At 62.9% G+C, this 20,434-nt stretch carries 24 protein-coding genes; 16 read left to right on the top strand and 8 right to left on the bottom strand.

Annotated features, from left to right (window positions below):
* A partial coding sequence (locus tag RLN94_RS19285; protein WP_350126997.1) for an integrase core domain-containing protein occupies positions 1 to 114 on the top strand: 114 nt, incomplete at its 5' end.
* A 12-nt stretch (positions 115 to 126) separates the two neighbouring features.
* The gene (locus RLN94_RS19280; protein WP_350169455.1) at positions 127 to 564 is read left to right on the top strand and encodes a hypothetical protein; all 438 of its coding nucleotides are present in this window, start codon (positions 127 to 129) and stop codon (positions 562 to 564) included.
* A gap of 17 nt (positions 565 to 581) precedes the next feature.
* Here the strand turns inward: RLN94_RS19280 and RLN94_RS19275 are convergent, their stop codons facing one another.
* On the bottom strand, positions 582 to 1,610 hold the full coding sequence (locus RLN94_RS19275) for a GlxA family transcriptional regulator (protein ID WP_350126606.1): 1,029 nt from the start codon (positions 1,608 to 1,610) through the stop codon (positions 582 to 584).
* Between the two features lie 154 nt (positions 1,611 to 1,764).
* Here RLN94_RS19275 and RLN94_RS19270 point away from each other — a divergent pair, with 154 nt between their 5' ends.
* From RLN94_RS19270 to RLN94_RS19245, 6 genes are all read left to right on the top strand, one after another.
* The gene (locus tag RLN94_RS19270; RefSeq protein ID WP_350126609.1) at positions 1,765 to 2,859 is read left to right on the top strand and encodes a class I SAM-dependent methyltransferase; all 1,095 of its coding nucleotides are present in this window, start codon (positions 1,765 to 1,767) and stop codon (positions 2,857 to 2,859) included.
* A 31-nt stretch (positions 2,860 to 2,890) separates the two neighbouring features.
* A complete protein-coding gene (locus tag RLN94_RS19265; protein WP_350126612.1) occupies positions 2,891 to 4,135 on the top strand; it encodes a serine hydrolase domain-containing protein in 1,245 nt (414 codons plus the stop codon).
* Between the two features lie 68 nt (positions 4,136 to 4,203).
* Positions 4,204 to 4,620 carry an ester cyclase gene (locus RLN94_RS19260; RefSeq protein ID WP_350126615.1) on the top strand — a complete coding sequence of 139 codons (417 nt, stop codon included), beginning with the start codon at positions 4,204 to 4,206 and terminating at the stop codon, positions 4,618 to 4,620.
* A gap of 63 nt (positions 4,621 to 4,683) precedes the next feature.
* Positions 4,684 to 5,082, top strand: coding sequence for a cupin domain-containing protein (locus RLN94_RS19255; RefSeq protein WP_350126618.1), 399 nt, complete (start codon positions 4,684 to 4,686; stop codon positions 5,080 to 5,082).
* 51 nt (positions 5,083 to 5,133) lie between these two features.
* On the top strand, positions 5,134 to 5,769 hold the full coding sequence (locus RLN94_RS19250; RefSeq protein ID WP_350126621.1) for a LysE family translocator: 636 nt from the start codon (positions 5,134 to 5,136) through the stop codon (positions 5,767 to 5,769).
* Between the two features lie 73 nt (positions 5,770 to 5,842).
* Positions 5,843 to 6,610, top strand: a complete 768-nt coding sequence (locus RLN94_RS19245) for a class I SAM-dependent methyltransferase (protein ID WP_350153576.1) — start codon at positions 5,843 to 5,845, stop codon at positions 6,608 to 6,610.
* Between the two features lie 171 nt (positions 6,611 to 6,781).
* Here the strand turns inward: RLN94_RS19245 and RLN94_RS19240 are convergent, their stop codons facing one another.
* Genes RLN94_RS19240 through RLN94_RS19230 form a run of 3 tightly spaced genes read right to left on the bottom strand, consistent with a single transcriptional unit; the run spans position 6,782 to position 9,295 of the window.
* Positions 6,782 to 7,027 carry an N-6 DNA methylase gene (locus RLN94_RS19240; RefSeq protein ID WP_350126627.1) on the bottom strand — a complete coding sequence of 82 codons (246 nt, stop codon included), beginning with the start codon at positions 7,025 to 7,027 and terminating at the stop codon, positions 6,782 to 6,784.
* Positions 7,024 to 8,346, bottom strand: a complete 1,323-nt coding sequence (locus RLN94_RS19235) for a type I glutamate--ammonia ligase (RefSeq protein WP_350126630.1) — start codon at positions 8,344 to 8,346, stop codon at positions 7,024 to 7,026. Before RLN94_RS19235 ends, RLN94_RS19240 begins: the two co-directional genes overlap by 4 nt.
* 1 nt (position 8,347) lies before the next feature.
* Complete coding sequence (locus RLN94_RS19230; RefSeq protein WP_350126633.1) at positions 8,348 to 9,295, bottom strand: MurR/RpiR family transcriptional regulator; 948 nt, start codon at positions 9,293 to 9,295, stop codon at positions 8,348 to 8,350.
* Positions 9,296 to 9,523: 228 nt separating this feature from the next.
* On the opposite strand from RLN94_RS19230, the gene RLN94_RS19225 reads away from it, so the two are divergent.
* Positions 9,524 to 10,669, top strand: coding sequence for an ABC transporter substrate-binding protein (locus tag RLN94_RS19225; RefSeq protein WP_350126639.1), 1,146 nt, complete (start codon positions 9,524 to 9,526; stop codon positions 10,667 to 10,669).
* 76 nt (positions 10,670 to 10,745) lie between these two features.
* Here RLN94_RS19225 and RLN94_RS19220 read toward each other — a convergent pair whose 3' ends face one another.
* Together RLN94_RS19220 and RLN94_RS19215 are read right to left on the bottom strand one after the other, a co-directional pair.
* On the bottom strand, positions 10,746 to 11,357 hold the full coding sequence (locus RLN94_RS19220) for a cysteine hydrolase family protein (protein ID WP_350127000.1): 612 nt from the start codon (positions 11,355 to 11,357) through the stop codon (positions 10,746 to 10,748).
* A 5-nt stretch (positions 11,358 to 11,362) separates the two neighbouring features.
* A complete protein-coding gene (locus tag RLN94_RS19215; protein WP_350126642.1) occupies positions 11,363 to 12,172 on the bottom strand; it encodes an N-formylglutamate amidohydrolase in 810 nt (269 codons plus the stop codon).
* A 120-nt stretch (positions 12,173 to 12,292) separates the two neighbouring features.
* Here RLN94_RS19215 and RLN94_RS19210 point away from each other — a divergent pair, with 120 nt between their 5' ends.
* From RLN94_RS19210 to RLN94_RS19190, 5 genes are read left to right on the top strand one after another with little or no spacing between them, the layout of a single operon-like run.
* On the top strand, positions 12,293 to 13,066 hold the full coding sequence (locus RLN94_RS19210; RefSeq protein WP_350126645.1) for an ABC transporter ATP-binding protein: 774 nt from the start codon (positions 12,293 to 12,295) through the stop codon (positions 13,064 to 13,066).
* The gene (locus RLN94_RS19205; protein ID WP_350126649.1) at positions 13,066 to 13,788 is read left to right on the top strand and encodes an ABC transporter ATP-binding protein; all 723 of its coding nucleotides are present in this window, start codon (positions 13,066 to 13,068) and stop codon (positions 13,786 to 13,788) included. Before RLN94_RS19210 ends, RLN94_RS19205 begins: the two co-directional genes overlap by 1 nt.
* Complete coding sequence (locus tag RLN94_RS19200) at positions 13,788 to 14,681, top strand: branched-chain amino acid ABC transporter permease (RefSeq protein ID WP_350126652.1); 894 nt, start codon at positions 13,788 to 13,790, stop codon at positions 14,679 to 14,681. The genes RLN94_RS19205 and RLN94_RS19200 overlap by 1 nt, the downstream gene beginning before the upstream one ends.
* Positions 14,678 to 15,664, top strand: coding sequence for a branched-chain amino acid ABC transporter permease (locus RLN94_RS19195; protein ID WP_350126655.1), 987 nt, complete (start codon positions 14,678 to 14,680; stop codon positions 15,662 to 15,664). The genes RLN94_RS19200 and RLN94_RS19195 overlap by 4 nt, the downstream gene beginning before the upstream one ends.
* Complete coding sequence (locus RLN94_RS19190; RefSeq protein ID WP_350126658.1) at positions 15,661 to 16,254, top strand: cysteine hydrolase family protein; 594 nt, start codon at positions 15,661 to 15,663, stop codon at positions 16,252 to 16,254. Before RLN94_RS19195 ends, RLN94_RS19190 begins: the two co-directional genes overlap by 4 nt.
* A 22-nt stretch (positions 16,255 to 16,276) precedes the next feature.
* Here the strand turns inward: RLN94_RS19190 and RLN94_RS19185 are convergent, their stop codons facing one another.
* Positions 16,277 to 17,017 (bottom strand): SDR family NAD(P)-dependent oxidoreductase, encoded by a 741-nt coding sequence (locus tag RLN94_RS19185; RefSeq protein WP_350126660.1) that lies wholly within the window; start codon positions 17,015 to 17,017, stop codon positions 16,277 to 16,279.
* Between the two features lie 194 nt (positions 17,018 to 17,211).
* Between RLN94_RS19185 and RLN94_RS19180 the strand changes: the two genes are divergently transcribed.
* Positions 17,212 to 18,174, top strand: coding sequence for an NAD-dependent epimerase/dehydratase family protein (locus tag RLN94_RS19180; RefSeq protein WP_350126662.1), 963 nt, complete (start codon positions 17,212 to 17,214; stop codon positions 18,172 to 18,174).
* Positions 18,175 to 18,280: 106 nt separating this feature from the next.
* Here the strand turns inward: RLN94_RS19180 and RLN94_RS19175 are convergent, their stop codons facing one another.
* Positions 18,281 to 19,222, bottom strand: a complete 942-nt coding sequence (locus tag RLN94_RS19175; RefSeq protein WP_350126665.1) for a LysR family transcriptional regulator — start codon at positions 19,220 to 19,222, stop codon at positions 18,281 to 18,283.
* A gap of 148 nt (positions 19,223 to 19,370) precedes the next feature.
* Here RLN94_RS19175 and RLN94_RS19170 point away from each other — a divergent pair, with 148 nt between their 5' ends.
* On the top strand, positions 19,371 to 20,381 hold the full coding sequence (locus tag RLN94_RS19170) for a TAXI family TRAP transporter solute-binding subunit (protein ID WP_350126668.1): 1,011 nt from the start codon (positions 19,371 to 19,373) through the stop codon (positions 20,379 to 20,381).
* The last annotated feature ends 53 nt before the right edge of the window (positions 20,382 to 20,434 follow it).

Here is a 20,434-nt window from a genome sequence, read left to right as displayed (position 1 = left end):
GCGCTCGGATTGATCGATGGCTGGTTCGAGGATTACAACGAGAACCATCCGCACTCAGGGTTGAAATGGCGCTCGCCCCGCGAGTTCATTGCAGCTCAAAACGCAACTGCCTGAGTGTCCGGTGAAATGGGGGCAAGATCACCCCGGCTGCCCCGTTTCAAGGCGTACACGAACTACGACAACTATGTCGGCGTCGGGACCTGGACGAAGATCGGCCTCAACAACACCGACTACAACGATCAGGGCGCCTTCGACGCCGCGAACAACCATTTCGTGGCGCCTGTGGATGGCACCTACCTCTTCGGCGCGACGCTGCTCTACAAGGTCAACGCCAGCACGACCGCGCGCATGCGGGGCCGTCTCGTGCTGAACGGCACCACCGAAATCCGCGGCTCGTTCGGCGAGATCAGCGGCGCGCATGTCTCCGAGGTGACGGCGCTATGGTTGCAGACTATGGCCCCGCTCACCGCCGGCGATACGATCGAACTGCAGGGCAATTTCCGCGCCGCGGACGGCTACTTTGCAGCCAACCACACGTCCTTCTGGGGCGCGAAGATCGGCTGAGCATAGTCAGTCTGACTTCAGAACAAACCGGCGCCCATGGTTGCAAACATTTGGCGGTAGCGCGTCGGCGTCGTCCCCACGTCACGCTTGAAGATGCGCCGGAAATAGACCGGGTCCGCGTAGCCTACAGCCTCCGCGACTGAATCGACGGCGATGGCGGTTGTCTCCAGCATCTGTTTGGCTTCCTCCAGACGCAATGCCTGCACGTATTCCACCGGACTGTAGCCTGTCGCCTTGCGGAAACGACGTGAGAAAGTGCGTTCAGGCAGACCCGCGACTTCGGACATTCGGGTTACCGGACTTTCAACTGCGTAGTTGTCCGCGATCCAGATCTGCGCCCTTTCAATCGCGGCATCTTCATGCTGGCGCGGGCGTGCCATGGCGGCGAAGGGAAGCTGGCCGTCGGACTTGTCGCCGAGCACGAAGACCTTGGCCATGCGCCGCGCCTCGGTCTCGCCGGCGAAACGCGCCACGAGGTAAAAACCAAGCTCGCTCCAAGTCGAGGCGCCGCCGGCGGTCACGATGCGATGCTCCGGCCCCGCAGGACAGAGGATGCGTTCGGGGCGCAGCTTCACCGACGGATAATAGTCGCGGAAGAGCGGCGCGACCGCCCAGTGCGTCGTCGCCTCGATCCCGTCCAGCAGGCCCGCCTCGGCCAGGAACAGCGACCCCGAGCAGATCGAGCAGACGACGGCGCCACCGGCATGCATCCGGCGAAGCCAGCCGGCCTCCTCTGCCCATTGGCCCCGCGGATCGAAATCGGCGGGCAGGCCGAGATCGGTGACGATTACGATGTCCGGGTCAGGACGCGCATGCAACGGGGCCTCGACGGCGATGACCGGCCCCGCGGGCGACGGCGCGGGCGTTCCTGTCACCGACACCATGCACGGGGAAAAGCGGCATGTGGCGGCCTCGGGTTCGCCCGTGATCGGCTCCCACGTCTGGCCCGCCTGTCCCAGCAGTTCGTGCAGGCAGTAGAGCGCGCCGGGAAAGGATTCCGGCAGGACGAGCAGGTTGACGGTCAGGGTGCGTGTCGGATCGGACATTGGCCCGATCATGGCCGAAACCTCATCGAAAGTCGAGACGGGAGGGAATGCAGATTGGCCGAAACGACACTATTTCGGCCAATCTGCCCCTCACGCCCGAATCGGAATCGGCTCTAGGAAGGCCCCCAAGCCAATTCCATCGGGGACGAAAGCGATGAACGTTCAGAAAAGGCACGAATTCGATACCGCCGCGGCGGAGGCCTTCGCAGGCCGTGTCGCGGACATGCTGGATGCCGGCGCGGCGGCGGCGATGATGTCGCTCGGCCACAGGCTGGGCCTGTTCGAGACGCTGGCCAGCCTGACGGGTCCTGCGGGCAGCGCCGAGATCGCCGCGGCGGCGGGGCTGTCGGAACGCTATGTGCGCGAGTGGCTCGCCGTAATGGTCATGGCCGGGGTCGTGGACTACCGGCCGGAGACGCGAGACTACCGCCTGCCGCCGGAACATGCGGCCTGTCTGGCTGGGGATGCGCCGTTCGGCAATCTCGCGGTCTATGCTCAGCACGTTGCGCTGTTCGGCAAGGTCGAGGACCGGACCATCGCCAATTTCAGGACCGGCGGCGGAACGCGCTACGACGACTATCCGTGCTTCCACCAGATCATGGCCGAGGACAGCGGCCAGACGGTCACGGCTGGCCTTTTCGACCATGTCCTGCCGATCGCGCCCGAACTGCACGAACGGCTGACGGCCGGGATAGACGTGCTTGATGCAGGGTGCGGCCGCGGTGCGGCCTTGCTCGCCATGGCGCGGCGCTATCCCGCCAGCCGGTTTGTGGGCTACGACCTGTGCGCCGACGCCATCGACTTTGCGGCGCAGCGGGCCCGCACCGAGGAACTAACCAATGTCCGGTTCGAGACTCGCGACCTCACCGGCTATGCCGAACCGGGCCGTTGGGATTTCGTGACGGGCTTCGACGCCGTCCACGACCAGAAGGATCCGCTCGGGCTGGTGGCCGGCATCCACGCATCGCTCCGGCCCGGAGGCGTCTACCTGATGCAGGATATCGGCGCCTCGGCCGATCTCGAGAAGAACCGGGATTTTCCCTTCGCCACGCTGCTCTATGCCGTGTCGACCGTTCACTGCACGCCCGTGTCCATCGGCCAGGGCGGCGAGGGGCTCGGCACGATGTGGGGATGGGAGACCGCCGAGCGGTTCCTGCGCCAGGCGGGCTTTGCCGAAGTCGAGCGCCATGTGCTGCCGCATGACCCGATGAACGTCTGGTTCGTCGCCCGCCGCGGCACCGCAATCTGATCTGACCAATACCGACAAAAGGAGAGAAAGAATGGAAACGTCAGAACGAAACACCCGAAAACGAGGTCGCGCCGTGCGCGCGCTGGCGGCGGGTCTGACGGCGGCGACGCTCTATCAGTCGGCTGCGCTGGCCGATGAGGCTATGGCCGAGAGGCTCGATGCCGTCATTGATCGCTGGGTGAGTTCCGAGCGGATCGTCGGGCTCACCGCCATCGTCGCGCGCGACGGCGGGGTGATCTATCACCGCAACGCCGGACATGCTGACCGCGAGACCGGGCGTCCGGTGACCGACGGCACCATCTTCCGCCTCGCCTCGATGACGAAGGCGATGACGTCTGCCACGGCGCTCGCGCTTGTCGAGGAGGGGCGCCTGTCGCTGGACGACACGGTGGCCGAGTGGCTGCCTTATTTCACCCCGGCGCTGCCCGACGGGCGCGTGCCGGACATCACGGTCCGCCAGTTGATGACCCACACCTCGGGCCTCAGCTATCCGTTCTTCGAGCCGGACGCGGACCCCTCGATCTACGGTCACTTGCCCGCAGGGCTTGAACGCTCGGAAGGAACGCTGGAAGACGCCATGCGCGCCATCGCGGGCGCCCCGCTGTTTTACGAACCGGGGACCGAGTGGAGATATTCGGTCTCGACCGATGTGCTGGGTGCAGTGATCGAAGCGGCCTCGGGCATGACGCTGCCTGATGCTATCGATCGCTACGTCACGGGCCCGCTTGGCATGTCCGAGACGGCCTTTGTCGCGGTGGATGCGGAGCGGCTGGCAACGGCCTATCGGGATGGCCCCGCAAGGGCGGAACGTCTCGATGACGGCGACATGATCCCGGTCGGTGTCAGCGTTTGGCCCAGTCGCACGCTTGACCCTTCGGCCTGGCCCTCTGGTGGCGGCGGCATGAGCGGCACTGCACGCGACTATCTGCGTTTTCTCGAGGCGATCCGGAACGGCGGCGTGCCGATCCTGTCCGAGGAGACTGCGAAAATGCTGACGTCGCACCAGATCGGCGACCTTCGCGCCCTGTCCGAAGGACCGGGCTGGGGGCACGGTCTTGGCGCCGCCGTTCTCCTCGATCCGGAGGCCGCCGGGTCGCCTCAGAGCGAGGGAACCTGGGCCTGGGGCGGCGTGCTCGGCACGCACTGGTTTGTCGATCCGGCCGAAAACCTGACGGTGCTGGTGATGACGAACACCTCCGTGGCCGGTGTCATCGGCGCGTTCCCAGCCGAGATCCGTGATGCGGTTTATGGGGTTGATGCCCTTTCGACCAATTGAAAGACGAAACGGGCGCCGTCCCGAGAATGGGTCGGTGCCCGGACGCATTTCATGGGGGAAATCTGAGTATGTCTATTGGGAAATCTCCACGGGAAGTGGTCGAAGCGTTTGTCGAGGCCGTGAACGCGCAGGACTGGCGGGCGCTCGAAGCGCTCGTGGCATCCGGTTTTGTTCGTCACGCGGCGGACTCCGGTCCGCCTGTACTGTCGGACCGATCTGAGCTGGTCGACTTCCTGCGCCAGGAGTTTCGTGTCTTTCCTGATGCTGTCGAGACCATCGAGGATCTTCTGTGCGAGGGCGACAAGGTTGCCGTGCGCCATCGCTTCTCTGGCACTCAGAACGGGCCGCTTGGCGAATTTCCCGCGTCAGGGAAGCGCGCAACCGCCGATTACATCGCCATCTACCGGATCGAGGGCGGCATGATCGCGGAGTCCTGGGTGGCGTGGGACAACCTGAGCGTACTTCGACAATTGGGCCATGGGTGAGGGCGATCATGCCACCTCGAGTTGGCCGTATCTTGTGCGTGAATCCGAGGAAAGGAAAATGGAATGGCCAAATTGATCGAAGAACCTGCGATCGTCCAAGCGGCCGGTACGCCGCCTAAACAGATCGAAGAATTCGTCGGACGTGCCAGAACCGGATTTGAGGCGGCGAGCGCAGCGCGGATGATCAGTCCGTCAGGCTGGACCGAGCCGGGTCAGACGCCAGAACTCGATGAGATCACCGTCGTTCTGGCCGGCGAACTAACGGCGGAGTTCAAGGACGGGGAAATTCGGGTTGGCGCCGGGCAGGCTCTGCATGTTCGCGCCGGCGAATGGGTGAAGTACAGCACTCCCGGTTCGATTGGCGCCGAGTATGTCGCGGTGTGTCTACCGGCGTTCTCACAGGATCTAGTCTGTCGCGATGAAATGGCCGAAACCGCGGTTCGGCCGATCAAACGAATCTGAATTTTGCAACTCCCGTGACACGAACCACTGCGAACTTTGAGAGGGCGCGACGTGACTGTTGATCTTCTGCTTGCATTTGCGTTGACCGAACTCGTGCTTTGGTTGAGCCCCGGCCCCGCGGTTTTGCTCGTCGTGGCAACCACACTCAGTTCGGGGAGGCGATGTGGTGCAGTTGCGACTGTAGGAATCGTTCTTGCAACGGCCGCGTACTTCTTGCTGTCAGCAAGCGGCCTGATCGCTCTCCTTCATGCGTCAGCGACGCTATTCGAACTGGTTCGATGGGCGGGAGTCGTCTACCTGGTCTATCTGGGCGTCCGCATCATTCTTGGTGCGGGAAGCGGGAAAGAGGGGGCAAACCAAAGACCAGTGCACCGGTATGGAGCGGGCAGCAATTGGCATTCATTCAAGCAAGGACTCGCTTTACAGGCTTCCAATCCAAAGGCAATCGCGTTCTTTGCGGCCATACTACCTCAGTTCGTATCTCCCGGATCGCCGATTGCCCTCCAGTTCTGTGCGCTCGCTCTCATATCAATTCTGATTCAAGTGCTCGTACTGCTGGGGTACGTGGTGATCGCCACGGCGGCATCTGACCGCCTTCGCCCGCGTGTCAAAGCACGTTTGGAGTACAGTGCAGGAGCAATCTTAATCGGTATGGCCGGATTGTTGGCTGCCTGTAGGCGAACCTGAATTCTTTTGAGTTTACTAATTGGACTTGTTCGGGCTCGCTGAATTTTTCGGACTTGGCGCGGAGGTAAGAATATTGACGTCAGACCACGTGAGAAAGAACCGCGACTACTGGAATAGCGTCGCCCACCATTGGGTCGAAATGGGCGAACGGCAGTGGAATTCCCCGCCTAACTGGGGGTTCTGGGGCGAAACCGACGACTCTTTCAACCTGCTTCCCACGGACATGACCGGGATGAAGGTCATCGAACTTGGATGTGGCACCGCTTATGTGTCGGCATGGATGAGCCGGCGAGGTGCGAATGTCACCGCCATCGACATCTCGGGGGCACAGCTCGCCACGGCACGTCATCTGGCCAAAAAACATGACGTGGAGATCGCGCTTATTGAGGCGAGTGCCGAAAACGTTCCGCTCGATGACTCACTCTTCGACTTCGCAATCTCAGAGTATGGCGCCGCGATTTGGTGTGACCCTGACCGCTGGATACCGGAAGCAGCCCGGTTGTTGCGGCCGGGCGGCACACTCGTCTTCATCGGCAATCATCCAATGGTATGGGTCGAGACGCCTCCGGACGGAAGTCCCTGCGAGGCGCGCTTCCATCGACCGTACCGGGGCCTTAACCGGGCGGACTGGACACATGTCGAATTTGATCCCGGAGGGATCGAGTTCAATCGTACCATGGAAGACTGGCTCGCTCTCTTTCGAAATACCGGCTTCCAAATACTTGATTATCGTGAGCTTTATGCTCCCAACGATTCCGAGGGGATAGCCTTTTCTGTTCCTGCCGATTGGGCGCGGAGTTGGCCGGCTGCTCAGGTGTGGAAACTACAAAAGCAGGTGTGAGCATGTGAACACGTATGTTGGCGGTCAGATGCGCAGTAACTGCGATTTCGGCATTGACTGTTGGCGTGCGGAATTCAAGTGGAGAACGTTCGCCCCCGGTCCCGTCCCCTCCGCCATTTGCCCTAGAGAAACGTTTTTCTCATCCGGCTACGGTCGGATTTTTCCGTTGTATTAAGGGTCATGCCGGTGGGGCTGAGCACTGGGCGTGCTGACACAGCGCGAGATGTTCAAGTTGAAGTCGCTGGCCTCAATCCCGACCATCCCGACGCATCTGGCGTAGCGCTCGATGTTCATCGGACGTCGCTGGTAAGTGCTGGTGATCTTTTCGATATGCCCAACGGACAAATAGTCCTGTCGCTTGCCCCGTTCAAAGAACTCTCCCTGGCCGCGGCGTGTGCGAATTTCCCTTGCCGTCAATAGGCCGCATGGTATCGGGCGCAGATTTCCTCTTCCGACAAGCCTTCCATTAGGCCGATTTCAGTACGCTTATGACGATCTATCACGTCAACGAGCGTTTCACCGAAGGCGCGCGCCGCCCACTCGCTTGACGTGAGTGCGGACAGGGCTTCATCGAGGCTTCCCGCAAGGCGGCGACACCCGGTCGCTTCCAGGTCCGCCACATCGAGCGCGGCAAGGTCAGTTTCGGTGGGCGTGGGCGCGGACAGGCCACGGTCGAGCCCGTCCAGACCCGCATTGACCAGAGCGGCCAGCAGAAGATAGGGGCTTGCGGCGGCATCGGCGGCGCGGAACTCGAAGTGGAATTTGCGCGCTATGGCCTCGGGGGTCTTCGCGCCGAAGACCGGGCAGATGCGGACGGCGGATTCGCGGTCCTTGTTGCCGAAATTGTTGAAGGCCGCGCTCCAGCGATGCGGGGTCAGGCGCAGGTAGGACGGAACCGACGGCGCGGCGATGGCAAGAAACTCAGGCAGCCGGTCGAGAACACCGGCCACGAAGGCCCCCGAGTGTTGCGCGACGCCATACGGTTGATCGGGGTCATGGCAGACAGGCGTGCCGTCAAGCGTTTCAATGCTGAAATGGACATGCACACCGTTGCCGACGCCTTCGGGATCAATGATCGGCGCGAAACTGGCCCGTTCGCCCTGACCACGGGCCGTGGCGCGCACCAGATCGCGCAGGATGGCGGCTTCGTCCGCCGCCCGTAACGCCGGTTTCGGGCCGACCGTTACCTCGCACTGCCCGGGGCCGTATTCGGGCATGAAGGTGTCGATATCCATCCCGGCGGCATCCAGAACCATCATCAACGTGTCGGGAAAGACGCCAAGCCGTCGGAAACTGCGCAAGGTATAGCCCAGCCCGCCCTGCTCGGGCAGGCCGGAATAGTGAAACTCGTGTTCGAACGCGGCGTTGATGCGCAACCCGTGCCTTTCCTCCAGCCGTTCCAGGGCGGTTTTCAACTGGCCGCGCAGGCAACATTCCCAGCGGTCGCCGTCGAGGGTATGGATATCGCCGATGGCAAAGCTCTCGTCGATGCCGGCCTCTTCCATCTGAAGGTCGATCAGGGTGTCGGGATCGGGCCGGATCGCAAGATCGCCCAAGGCGCCCCAAGGGGAGGGGGCGATCGGGCCGAAGGATGTTTGCAGCACGTTTGTCGGCGTCCAGCCGATGCCGTTTTCCCGGCGGGATGCCCACGCGCGGCGTGGCACGGCCTTGCCGCGCATCTGGCCTGCCACATCACTGGCGCATATCATGATCAGGTCGGTCTCGCGGCGTGTCACGTCATGTCTCCGAACAGTTACTGGATTGCGGGTCAGAAATGTGTGCCTGCATGCGGCTGAGCTCTTCGCCCAGTTGCAGGCGGTCATGGAGGGATGCGCCGATTTCGGTGGCCAATCCGCCGACAAGCGCCTCGGCCAGCAGAAGCTGGCCGCAATGGCTGTCTATGGGCGAGGGTGACGAGGACGGCATGCGAAACAGCAGTTCGGCACCGAAGCTACGTTTCTCCGCCCAGGCGTCCGAAATGGCGATAACATGTGCCCCCCGTGCCGCGGCAAGCGTGCCGAACCGCTGCAGTGAGGGCTGGTAGCGACGGATATCGGTGACGATCAGCACGGTTTGTGCGTTCATTTCCAGCAAGTAGCGCGCCCAGCCTTCGGATGGGCCTTCGATCAGTTGCACCTGCGGCCGCAGCAATCCCAGATACTCGGTCAGCAGTGCCGCCACATGACGCGATCGGTGCCCCCCGGCGCAATAGATGCGATGCCGCGGATTGGCGAGCAGCGCAATCGCACTGCGGAAGTCGGACTCCATGACGGTGTCATGGCATTTCTGAAGCTGCCGTGCAGTGCTTTCGAGAAAATGGCCCAGCGCCGTGCCATCCGGCTCGGCGTCGAGCGATTGCGCAGACAGCCGTTGCAGCGGGGTTTCGAGCAAGCGCGAGACATCCGTCTTCACCGCCTCCTGAAACGCGGCATAGCCGTTGAGATCAAGTCGCTGAACGAGACGGAGCACGGTTGCGGTACTGACATTGGACCGCTCCGCCAATGCGGCGACGGTGCAGAGAGCGGAAATGGGATATTGCCGCAGGATTTCGCGCGCGACGTCCTGCTCGCGCCGGCCCAGTGATTCGAAAATCTCCTTGATGCGGTACGCGATGTCCCCGGAATGGGAGACGGGGCGGTGATCATCCGCCCTTTCGTCGGTTGGCTGAAGGTCGGACTCTGCCATGCGAAAAAAGTAATGATATATATGGCGCTCGACAAGTTGAAAATGTCAAAAATTGTTGACGCGAAGAATGAGTATCCACTAGCCTTCCGAAGTAGGCATAACATCGCGGCGACGAAGCCGTCTGAACTGCACGCGCGCCCATCGGGCCACCACGGCGGACGCCGTCAATGGGCGCATCGGAGCGCCGCGCGTCGCGTCGATATTTCAAAAACCAGGGAGTGATATGCAATGAAAGCGTTAAAGACACTAGCAGCGGTGGCGGCCGTGACGGCCATCGGCATGACGCCGGGACTGGCCCAGGACGAGCCGATCAAGATCGGCGCACTCTACAATTTGACCGGTGGCATGTCCTCACTGGACGGGCCATCGCTGAAGGGGGCGCAGCTGGCCGCCAAGATCGTGAACGAAAACGGCGGCGTTCTTGGCCGCCAGATCGAATTGCTCGCGCCGGACACCCGGACCGATCAGCAAGAGACGGCCAAGGCCGCCCAGCGCGTCCTGTCCGAAGGGGTGGTCGCGGGGATCGGTCAATCCGATACGACCTTCGTGATGGCAGCGGCGCCGCTCTTCCAAGAGGCCGGGGTTCCCTTCGTGACCTCGGGGGCGACCCACCCGGAACTGCCCCAATGGGTTGGCAACTACATGTTCATGACGCCTTTCGGGGACGACGACCAATCCTATGCCATCGCCGATTACGCGACCGACCAAATGGATGCCAAGACAGTCGTGGTCTGGACCGACCAGTCGATGGATTTCACCAAGGCGCTCAGCAAGTTCTTCAAGGAACGGTTCGTCGAGCGCGGTGGAGAGATCCTGGCGGAGGATTCCTTCATGATGGGCGACACGGATTTCTCGGCGCAGATCGCACGGCTCAAATCAACCGAACCCGCGCCCGATATCGTTTTCGTTTCGGCCATCCCGACCGAAGCAGGCCTTTCGGTCAAGCAGATCCGCGAGGCCGGGCTAGAGCTGCCAATCGTCTCCGCCGACGGGTTTGACACCCATCTGGTGGCAACGACCCCGGGTCCCGATCTTGCAAACGACGTCTGGTTCTCGACGCACACCTACCGAGGTGACGACCGCCCGGAGGTGGACAAGTTCATCGCGGACTACAAGGAGGAGTACGGTATCGAGCCGGAGAACTCGTTCGCACCGCTGGGCTACGATGCCCTGATGCTGGTGGTCGACGCGATCGAACGCGCCGGATCGGTGGAGCACGACGCAATCCGTGATGCGCTGGAAGCGACGCGTGATTTCCAGGCGGTGACCGGGACGATCTCGTATACGCGTGAATCGATGGTGCCGCCGAAGCCGATCTCGATCATTTCGGTGCAAAATGGAGAGTTCACGGTCGAATCCATCTGGCGGCCCTGAACCGCTCACCTGACCAACGAGGAAAGGCGTCTGCTTCGGGCAGACGCCTTTTTCAATTCCGCAGCGGCGGCCGGGTTCAGCCTGCGGAACGCAGGTCCAGCAGGATGTCATCCACGTCCTGTATTCGGCAATATCCGCCGAAAGCCGCCAGCGCACGCTCGTGCCGGTCCTCGGTCTTGGTCACGCAGGCATCCGCCGCGCAGATCATGTAGAAGCCGAGATCGGCGCCGTCGCGCACGGCCATGTCCACGCATTGATCGGTCAGCAGCCCGGCCACGATCACCCGGTCGAGCCCCATGTTGCGGAGCAGATATGTGAGGTTGGTCGAGTTGAAGACGCCGGAGGATGTTTTAGGCAATATGATGTCGTCCGGCTTCTGCCCGGCTTCGGGCAAGGTCCGCGCCAGAGGAGAGCCGCGCGGGACCAGGATGTCCGACAGCTTGTGATCGAGGCTCCGGTCGCGGCCGTCAGTGGTAAGTGCCTCGATTACGGTATAGATGATCTCGCAGCCTTCCCCGCGGGCGCCTTCCACCAGTCGCGACACCGCCGGCAACATCCGGTCGCGCATGGCCTCCGCCATCTCGGGGGCGGCGGCGAGCACCTCGTCGGTGTATTCACTATGTTGCACATCGACGATCAGCACCGCTGTTTTCGACGGCACCAGCGGCCAGTTACGAACCGGATCCACATGTTTCAAGGATTGCCTCCTTTAGATGACATATCAGCCCTCACGCCGAGCGTTGCCGCGGCGTCGCGCAGCGCGCTCGCGAGATCGTCGGCGCGGGCGTCGATTTCCTCAGGGCTGGAGAGAAGGTCATTGCGCACCTCGATCTCCACACTGTCGAGGCCGCGATCCTCGCCATGCACCGGCACGGTGTAATCGGTGTCACGGCTCATGCTGTAGGGCTCGTTGGCCAGCGCCTTGTCGCCATGGCGCGCGCGCAGCACCTCGAGCAGGGCGGGCGAAAGCGAGTCGTTGCGATCGAACAACACACCGTATTCCATCTTGCGCTCGACACCGAAGAAGATCGGTGTAAAGCTGTGGATCGTCACGAAAAGCGTCTGCCGGCCGTCCATCGCCCTTTGGTCGAGCATGGCTTCGACCCCGTCCTGAAACGGTTGCCATATCTCGGCTCTGCGTTGTTCGCGCTCGGCCTCCGTGATTTCGATATTTGCGGGCACGGGTATGCCTTCACCCTGCTCGGGAATGAAGCTCTCGGCCTTCCAGTGCCGGTTGCAGTCACAGATCATCCGGGAATAGCGCTGCAATGCCAAGGGCGCATTGAGCCGCGCGGCGATGGCGCGGGCAAGCTCCAGGGCGCCGATGTCCCACATGAAATGTCGCGCGAGATGCTCGTCCGCCATGCCGAGCGTGCCCAGACTGGCGGGAAGCCGGCGGCCCGCATGCTCGCAGACGATGACGAACGGGCTGGTCCCGCCGTCATTCTCGCTGCTGAACGGCGAGGGTTCGGAGGCGGCGAGAATGGGTTCTTCGCTAGACATGAAATGCTCCGTTTCCAGGCCCGTCGCGACGCGGCGCGAATGAAACTTTTAATACATATTGACATTCAGGCAACTACAATATCAATTAATTTTTGTCCAGAAAGCCTCCGGCGAGGTCTGATGTCGCAGTTACATGTGCGAAAACTCTCCAAGACGTTTGGGGGCGTTCAGGCGCTTTCGAAACTCGACTTCTCGGTCGATAAGGGCGATCTGATCGGACTGATCGGACCGAACGGCGCGGGCAAGACCACGGCGTTCAACGTCTTGACCGGGGTCATGCCGGCCAGCGATGGCAGCGTGGAATTCGAGGGCACGGACATCACCCGCCTGAGCCCCGAGCGGCGGGCCAAGCTGGGCATGACGCGCACCTTTCAGAATATCCGCCTGTTCGACGACATGACCGTGCGCCAGAACGTGATGGCCGGTGCGCATGCCAGGGCCGGGCGTTCCTTGTTTCATTGTGTTTTCGGCCTTCCCGGCCATCGGCAGGCCGAACGGCGAATTCGCGACATCGCCGACGAAATGCTCGAGCGGACAGGGTTGACCGAGCTTGCCGGGCGCAACGCCTCCGAATTGTCCTACGGGGACCGCCGCCGGGTCGAGATTGCGCGGGCGCTCGCCGCGGCGCCCACGCTTCTGCTGCTCGATGAACCGGCGGCCGGCATGAACGAGTCGGAGAAAGGCCGGCTTTCGGAACTGGTGCGGGGTCTCAACGAGGACGGGCTGACGATCCTGCTGGTCGAGCACAACGTGCGCATGGTCGCCGCGCTCTGCAAGCGGCTGATCGTGGTCAACAAGGGCGAGATGCTGGCGCGCGGCGCAACCGAGGAAGTGCTGCGCATGCCCGAGGTCGGGGCCGTTTACCTTGGTCGCCGCCGAAAGGAGTTGGTCTGATGCTTCGGGTCGAGGACCTGCATGTCACCCGCGGGCGCACCAAGGTTCTGGACGGCATCGACCTGACGGTCGAAACGGGAGAAATCGCCACGCTGATAGGCGCCAACGGCGCGGGCAAGACGACCATGCTGATGGCGCTTTCAGGTTTGCTTCCGGTCGCCAGCGGACGGCTTGAACTGAATACGCCCGACGGGCCGCTGGATATCGCCCGCACCGGGCCGGTCGATCTGGTCCGGGCGGGCATCGTTCATTGCCCCGAGGGGCGGCAGATATTCGGTCGGTTGACCATCGAGGAAAACCTTCAGCTTGGGGCCTACCTGTCCGACGACCGGGCAGGCGTGGCCCGTGCGGTGGCTGGCATCTATGATCGGTTTCCGATCCTCGGCGAACGGCGTGCGATGAAGGCGGGCAACCTGTCGGGTGGCGAACAGATGATGCTGGCCATCGGCCGCGCGCTTGTGGCCGAGCCCAAGCTGCTGCTGCTGGATGAGCCGTCGCTGGGCCTAGCCCCGCAGATCACCGAGGAGATCTTCGGTTTTCTGGAGGAGTTGAATCGCGAACATGGGGTGACGATGCTGATCGTGGAACAGAACGCCATGCTGGCGTTGGAACTGGCGGATCGGGCTTTCGTCCTTGAGACCGGGCATGTCGTTCTGAACGGCACGGGCAAGGAACTTCTGGATGATCCGGCGGTGTTCGAAGCATATCTGGGAGTGGGCTGATGTCCGATTACCTGATTCAGCAGATCGTGAACGGTCTCAGTCTGGGCAGTCTCTATGCGCTGGTCGCGATCGGGTTTTCGCTGATCTACGGGGTGATCCGGCTGGTCAATTTCGCCCATGGCGATCTGCTGATGATTGGCGCGTTCATGACCTTTGGCCTTGTGGCGAGCGATCTGGTGCCCTGGGCGGCGATCCCGCTGCTGGTGCTCGCCGGCGGGTTCCTTGCCGGCGGGTTGATCGAACGGGTGGCGTTCCGGTCGATCAGCGGCGCACCGATGATCACCGGCTTCATCGTGACCTTGTCGGCCTCGGTCGCGATCCAGAACCTGGCGCTGATCTTTCTGGGGTCTCAGCCGCGCAATTTCAACTTTCCCGAAGTGTTCCGCATGCGCCTATCGATCGGCGGAGCGGATGTGGCGCTGATCGATCTCGTTATCCCCGTTGTGACTCTGCTCTGCGCCCTGGCCCTGACGACCTTCATCCGCAAGACGCGCGCCGGTATCGCGATCCGGGCCGTGGCCGAAAACCCCTTCGCTGCGCAACTGATGGGCATCTCCATTGGGCGGCTCGTCTTTCTCGTCTTCGCAGTGGGCGGGGCGTTGGCGGCACTGGCGGGTCTGTTCTGGAGCGGAAAATACGGGCAGATCAACCCATTGATGGGTTTCCTGCCGGGGCTCAAGGCTTTTGTCGCCACGATCATCGGCGGCGTGGGCTCTCTGCCGGGGGCGATCATAGGCGGCTATATCCTGGGCTTTTCGGAAATCGCGTTCGTCGGGTTCCTGCCGCCGGAATATTCAGGATACCGGGATGCCTTCGTCTTCGGCCTGCTGATACTCATTCTGCTGGTGCGGCCACAAGGGCTCTTCGGTGAAGCCGAACAGGAGCGCGCATGAAGATGCCGGCGCTGAGCCCCTTGCAGGCCTTCTTTCTGCTGGTCGCTGTCATGGCGGGACTGGTCTTTGCCGTCACGGCTTCGGGCAACGGGTATTTCGAAACATTCGCCGCGCTCACGTTGATCAACGTGATGCTGGCGGTCAGCCTGACGATGACGAACGGCTTTACCGGCATGTTCAGCCTTGGCCACCCGGCCTTCATGACCCTGGGGGCTTATGTCACCATCCTGTTCACCTATCCGGTTGGGCGTAAGGGGTTCGCCATGCCCGCCTTGCCGGAGATCATCGCGCAGATTCACCTGCCGCTTCCCGTGGCGGCCCTTGTCGGCGGGCTCTTCGCGGCGCTGATGGGGTGGCTGATCGGGCGGTTGGTGGTGCATCTTCAAACCCACTACCTGGCCGTGGCCACGCTTGGCCTCATCATTGTGGTTCAGACCTTCGCGCTCAATCTCGACGGTCTCACCCGCGGCGGGCGCGGCATCACCGGCATCCCGCGCGAGGCGACGCTTTCGCTGATCGGCGTCTGCACGGTTCTGGTCATTGTCCTGTGCTGGCGGATCAAGCATGCCTCGCTGGGACGGGCGATGCTGGCGGTACGCGAGAACGAGATGGCCGCCCGCTGCTTTGGAATCGAAGCCTTCCGGGTGAAGCTGCTGGCCTTCATCCTCGGCGCGGGTATCGCCGGGTTCTGCGGCGCGCTTCTGCCGCATGTCGTCTCGGTCATGTCGCCCAAAACTTTCGGCCTGATCCTTGCTTTCAACCTTATCGCGATTATCGTCGTCGGCGGACAGGGGTCGATCATGGGCGCGATTCTGGCCGCGGTCTTCATCTCCGTGGGCAGTGAATCGCTGCGCAGGGTGGAAGAATCGACAGGCGTCTACGGCGTGACACAGGTGATCGTGGCCGTGGCGCTCATCTCGTTCCTGCTGGTGCGGCCAAAGGGGCTTTTCGGTTTGAAAGAACCGTTCATCCGCACGTCATGACGCTCGCCCTGGATCCGGATAAAACCGCGCTGCTGCTGATCGACGTGCAGAACTTCGTTCTGGACCCGGCGAACCATCCGCCGCGGCCCGCCTTTTACGACCGCGCGGCGCGCATTGTCCTGCCGAACCTTCAGGGTCTCGTGGAGACCGCGCGGGCCAGCGGCGCCGAAGTGATCTACACGGTGATGGAAAACCTTACGCGCGATGGCCGCGATAGAAGCCTCGATTACAAACTTTCGGGCTTCAACATCCCCAAGGGATCGGCGGGCGGGCAGGTCGCGCCGGAGACGGCACCACATGGCGACGAGATCGTCCTGCGCAAATCCTCGGCCTGCCTCTTCCATTCGACCAATTTCGATTATGTCATGCGAAACATGGGGGTCTCGACCATTCTCAGCACCGGCTTCCTGACCGATCAATGCGTCGAACAGACAATGAAGGCCGGCGCATCTCTGGGGTATCGCATGATCTGCGTCGAAGACGCCTGTGCCACCGACACCGAGGAGCGGCACAAGGCCGCACTGGAACGCATCCGCTGCAGTGGCGAAATCGCGTCGAGCCAAGCGATCCGTTCCGCGCTCGCCTCCTGAGTGCCGTGGCGCGCGTCGCGCTTCAGATCAACACGTCGCCACCGTTGGGGTTGAACGTCGTGCCCACGTAGAAGGCCGCGTTCTCAGTTGCCAGAAGCACTGCCGTGGGAGCGACTTCGTCGACCCGGCCCTGACGTCCGATCAACAGATCATCCTGTTTGTTCGCGGCCCATTCGGGCGGCAGCTTCATATCGGTATCGATCGGACCGGGACAGATCGCGTTGACCGCGATTCCGTCGGCGGTCACCTCGTGGGCCAGCGCCTTGGTCAGCCCGATCACCCCGGCCTTGGCGGCGGCGTAATGGGTCATCCCGTATCCGCCCTTGTGGGCAAGCTGCGAGCTGATGTTGATGATCCGGCCGTACCCCTTCGTGCGCATGGCGGGTAACACGGCACGGGTGCACAGGAAAACACTCTTCAGATTGATCCGTAGCATCTCGTCCCAGATCGCGGTTTCCATCCGGTCCAGCGGCGCAACCGTTATGATACCGGCATTGTTCACAAGGATATCGGGAGGGCCGAGCGCGCTTTCCGCTTCGGACATCGCCGCGTTGACGGCATCTTCGTTGCCCACATCGACCTGGATCGCAACGCTTCGGCGACCAACACGCGTGATTTCGCCCGCGACCTCTTCGCCGCCCGGTCCGTTGCGGTCGAGCACGGCCACGTCGGCGCCCTCCTGCGCGTAGAGCAATGCGATGCCGCGCCCCAGGCCGGTGGCTGCGCCGGTTACGATTGCAACGCGATTTTCAAGCTGACCCAAAAGAACGTTCCTTCGAAAGATGGTCCCGGCACTTTACCGGATCCGGTCCTGGGATCAGCCTAAGGCGCGACCGCCCGGATTGAAACAACGCACGCGATACTTGCGATGGAAGAAAGTCACGTTCGGACAGCCCGGCATTTGAATTCGATCGACTGCCCGGTAGGGTGCGTTCGAGCCACCGGGAGGCAAATACGATGACGAGATCGGCGGCACTGTGCGGGCATGATTGCAACGCGAAAGAGCGCGTGTTCGGGCGGGTCCTGATAACCGGGGCCGGCGGGTTCCTTGGTGCGGCCATCACCGACGCGTTGCTGGCGCAGAATGTCGATATCACGGCAAGCGATATCGGCCCCGTCGCTTCGATGCACGACGAGATGGTCGCGTGTGAAGTGACTGATTTCGACCGGGTCGATGCCGTGGTCGCCAAGGGGAACTTCGACACGATCCTGCATTGCGGTGCGGTCTCGGGCCCAATGGTCATGCCCGACCGGCCACTCGACATCTGGCGGATCAATGCCGGGGGGACGGCCAACGTCCTGGAGGCCGCGCGACGGCAAGGTGTGGAGCGGGTCCTCATCTGTTCGACCAGCGAGGTGTACGGCGAACAGTCCGGTCGTGTCGACGAAGCGACGCTGCCGCTGACCGGCACCGTCTACGGGGCAAGCAAGCTGGCCGGTGAACAGGTGATGATGGGCTACGTGAGGGAACACGGTGTCGACGCTATTGCCCTGCGCCTGTCGTGGATCTACGGGCCCGGACGGCAGACGCCGACCACGCTCGAACGGTTGCTCCGCAGAACCTTGGCGGGTCGGGGCTCCCACCTTGATGTGCCGGCGGACAGCTATACCCACTACATTCACATCGAGGACGCCGTGCAGGGCGTTGTGCGCGCCGCCACGGTAAAAGAGTCCGGTGCGAGAGTACTCAACATCTCCGCCGGGCGGGGCGTCGCCATGGCGGAGATCGCCGAGATCGTGAGGGGGCTTCATCCCGGCGTGGCGATCACCTGCGCACCCCCGGTCGCAGCGGCGCGCGGTATCTCCGAAATCGACATCAGCCTTGCCGCGCGTGACATCGGGTACCGGCCACGCGTCCCGCTCTCAGATGGCCTCGCGGGGTGGTACGCCGCTCTGAAAGATGACCAGGCTGTAAAGTAGAGCCTGAACCATATTAGTTCTCGCTGAGAGATGACCTTACCCCAGCGCTTCAGACCGGGATGCCGGATGCCTTTGGACTCGTTGCGGCCCCCGGCATTGCCGTCTTTCAGGATGCCGCCGGCTTGCGGACCACCTCGTCGACATAGCCTTGCCACCGCGCCGCGAACTCGTGCGCCACGCGTGACGGCGGGCGCTGTTGCGGGGTGATGAGCGCGTAGTCGAAGGGCACGGCGGGGTCGAACCTGACGAAGCTGATCGCCCCGTCCCTGCCTTTCTGCTGCCGGTAGCTTTCCGCGCTGAGCGGGTCGATGATCGCGCAGACCTGGCCGGCTTCGACGAAATGCAGAAGGGGCAGGAAATACTGCGCGTCGACCCGCAGGTTGAAGCTGGCGCCGCAGGCGTCGAAGGCCGCCCGGGTATTCGTCACCGTCGCGTGACCGGGCTGCAGCGCGCCCATCGGCTGCCCGTCAAGGTCGCGCGGGGTGACGACCGGCCGGTCGGCCAGCGGATGGTCGGCAGGCAGGGCGCAGACGCAGTCGCAGGTCGTGGTCACGCTGCGGAACAGCTCGTCGGAGAGGGAATTCGCCATGATGTCGCCGGCGCCGAGATCGCAGAAGCCGATATCGAAACTTTGCGCCGCGACGAGGTTCAGGATTTGCGGCGAACTGCGGGTCGACAGGGTCACCCGGATCTCTGGCCTGCCTTGGGTGAAACGGCTCACGAAGGCGGGCAGGAGATAGGCCGAAGGCCCCGGCATCGCGACGATGCGCAGCGACCCCCGGACGCGGTCGCGCATGCCCTCCATGTTGGCGCGCGCCGCCGACAGCCGGTTCAGCACATCGGTCGCCTCCGACAGCAGGTAGCGTGCTTCGGGCACGGGTACGAGCCGGCGGCCGTCGCGGTGAAACAGTTCCATGCCGAGACTGTCTTCCAGCGCCTTGAGCGCGGCGCTGACGGCCGGTTGCGTGCGGTGCAGGTTGCGGGCCGCGGCACTCATCGAGCCGGTGTTCATGATCTCGCGGAAGACGGCCAGTTGCTGCAAATTCATGCGCGGCACTCATATAAAGAGTTTTTGGGTAAATAAACATATTTCAAATTTGTATTTATTCATAGCCTGGTTTCTTATCACCGGTGTCATTCTGAAAACCAGTGGCCGGGCCCATGCCCGGACCACGCAACAAACGGGGAGCAATCACATGACATTCTTGGCAAGGTTGACCTGTACGGCGCTGGCCACGGTCATGACGGCCGGCCTGGCCGTCGCGCAGGAACCGACCTTCTTCCGTATCGGCACGGGAAGCGCCGGCGGCACGTATTTTCCGATCGGCGGCACCATCGCCAACGGCATTTCCTCGCCTCCGGGCTCGCGCCCCTGCGAGGAGGGCGGCCAGTGCGGCGTGCCGGGCCTGATCGCCATCGCGCAGTCGACCACCGCGTCGGTCTTCAACAACACCGCCGTGCAGAATGGCGAGCTCGAGGCCGGCATGGCCGCGGCCGACGTGACCCGTTCGATGTACCTGGGCGAGGGCAAGTTCGACGGCAAGCCGCATGAAAAGCTGCGGATCGTCGCGAACCTCTACCCCGAGGACCTGCACCTCGTCCTGCCGGAAGGTGCCTCGATCGAGAGCCTTGCGGACCTCGAGGGCAAGCGCGTCGGCATCGCCCAGGCCGGCTCGGGCACCCAGGTCGCGGTGCTGCAGATGCTCGAGAAATGGGGCGTCAACCGCGACAATATCGAAGAGGCCGAGCTGAACAACAGCCAGTCGGCCGAGCGGCTGGCCGATGGTCAGCTCGATGCCTATTTCTATGCCGCGGGCTGGCCGGTCTCTGCCATGGTGCAGCTTGCGACCACCAAGGGCATGGAGCTTCACAGCTTCACCGACGAGGACCTGGCCACCATCAACGAGGCGGTTCCGGCCTACATTCCCTCGAAGATCCCGGCCGATGTCTACGAGGGGATCGACTACGAGGTGAACACGCCCGCGGTCTCCGCCCTGCTGGTCGTCTCCTCCGACCTGAGCGAAGAACTGGTCTACGGCATCACCAAGGCGCTGTGGAACGACAACACCCGTACCCTGCTCGACAATGGCCATGCCAAGGGCAAGCAGGTCACGGCCGACACCGCGCTTGACGGGGTCGAGGCGCTTGGCGTTCCGCTGCATCCGGGGGCCGAGAAATACTACAAGGAAGCGGGCCTGCTCGAGTAGCGAACTGCTCGACCTGACCCGACATCACCGGGCGGCGGGCCAGAGACGCCGGC

This window comes from Roseovarius sp., assembly GCF_040223625.1.
Classification (GTDB): domain Bacteria; phylum Pseudomonadota; class Alphaproteobacteria; order Rhodobacterales; family Rhodobacteraceae; genus Roseovarius.
This window is presented reverse-complemented; position numbering and strand designations above follow the sequence as displayed.

Bases quoted from the DNA above. Each gene is read 5' to 3' on its own strand.
- RLN94_RS19280 (WP_350169455.1), top strand. From the start codon at position 127: ATGGGGGCAAGATCACCCCGGCTGCCCCGTTTCAAGGCGTACACGAAC.
- RLN94_RS19275 (WP_350126606.1), bottom strand. From the start codon at position 1,610: ATGTCCGATCCGACACGCACCCTGACCGTCAACCTGCTCGTCCTGCCG.
- RLN94_RS19270 (WP_350126609.1), top strand. From the start codon at position 1,765: ATGAACGTTCAGAAAAGGCACGAATTCGATACCGCCGCGGCGGAGGCC.
- RLN94_RS19265 (WP_350126612.1), top strand. From the start codon at position 2,891: ATGGAAACGTCAGAACGAAACACCCGAAAACGAGGTCGCGCCGTGCGC.
- RLN94_RS19260 (WP_350126615.1), top strand. From the start codon at position 4,204: ATGTCTATTGGGAAATCTCCACGGGAAGTGGTCGAAGCGTTTGTCGAG.
- RLN94_RS19255 (WP_350126618.1), top strand. From the start codon at position 4,684: ATGGCCAAATTGATCGAAGAACCTGCGATCGTCCAAGCGGCCGGTACG.
- RLN94_RS19230 (WP_350126633.1), bottom strand. From the start codon at position 9,295: ATGGCAGAGTCCGACCTTCAGCCAACCGACGAAAGGGCGGATGATCAC.
- RLN94_RS19225 (WP_350126639.1), top strand. From the start codon at position 9,524: ATGAAAGCGTTAAAGACACTAGCAGCGGTGGCGGCCGTGACGGCCATC.
- RLN94_RS19215 (WP_350126642.1), bottom strand. From the start codon at position 12,172: ATGTCTAGCGAAGAACCCATTCTCGCCGCCTCCGAACCCTCGCCGTTC.
- RLN94_RS19210 (WP_350126645.1), top strand. From the start codon at position 12,293: ATGTCGCAGTTACATGTGCGAAAACTCTCCAAGACGTTTGGGGGCGTT.
- RLN94_RS19205 (WP_350126649.1), top strand. From the start codon at position 13,066: ATGCTTCGGGTCGAGGACCTGCATGTCACCCGCGGGCGCACCAAGGTT.
- RLN94_RS19200 (WP_350126652.1), top strand. From the start codon at position 13,788: ATGTCCGATTACCTGATTCAGCAGATCGTGAACGGTCTCAGTCTGGGC.
- RLN94_RS19195 (WP_350126655.1), top strand. From the start codon at position 14,678: ATGAAGATGCCGGCGCTGAGCCCCTTGCAGGCCTTCTTTCTGCTGGTC.
- RLN94_RS19190 (WP_350126658.1), top strand. From the start codon at position 15,661: ATGACGCTCGCCCTGGATCCGGATAAAACCGCGCTGCTGCTGATCGAC.
- RLN94_RS19180 (WP_350126662.1), top strand. From the start codon at position 17,212: ATGACGAGATCGGCGGCACTGTGCGGGCATGATTGCAACGCGAAAGAG.
- RLN94_RS19175 (WP_350126665.1), bottom strand. From the start codon at position 19,222: ATGAATTTGCAGCAACTGGCCGTCTTCCGCGAGATCATGAACACCGGC.
- RLN94_RS19170 (WP_350126668.1), top strand. From the start codon at position 19,371: ATGACATTCTTGGCAAGGTTGACCTGTACGGCGCTGGCCACGGTCATG.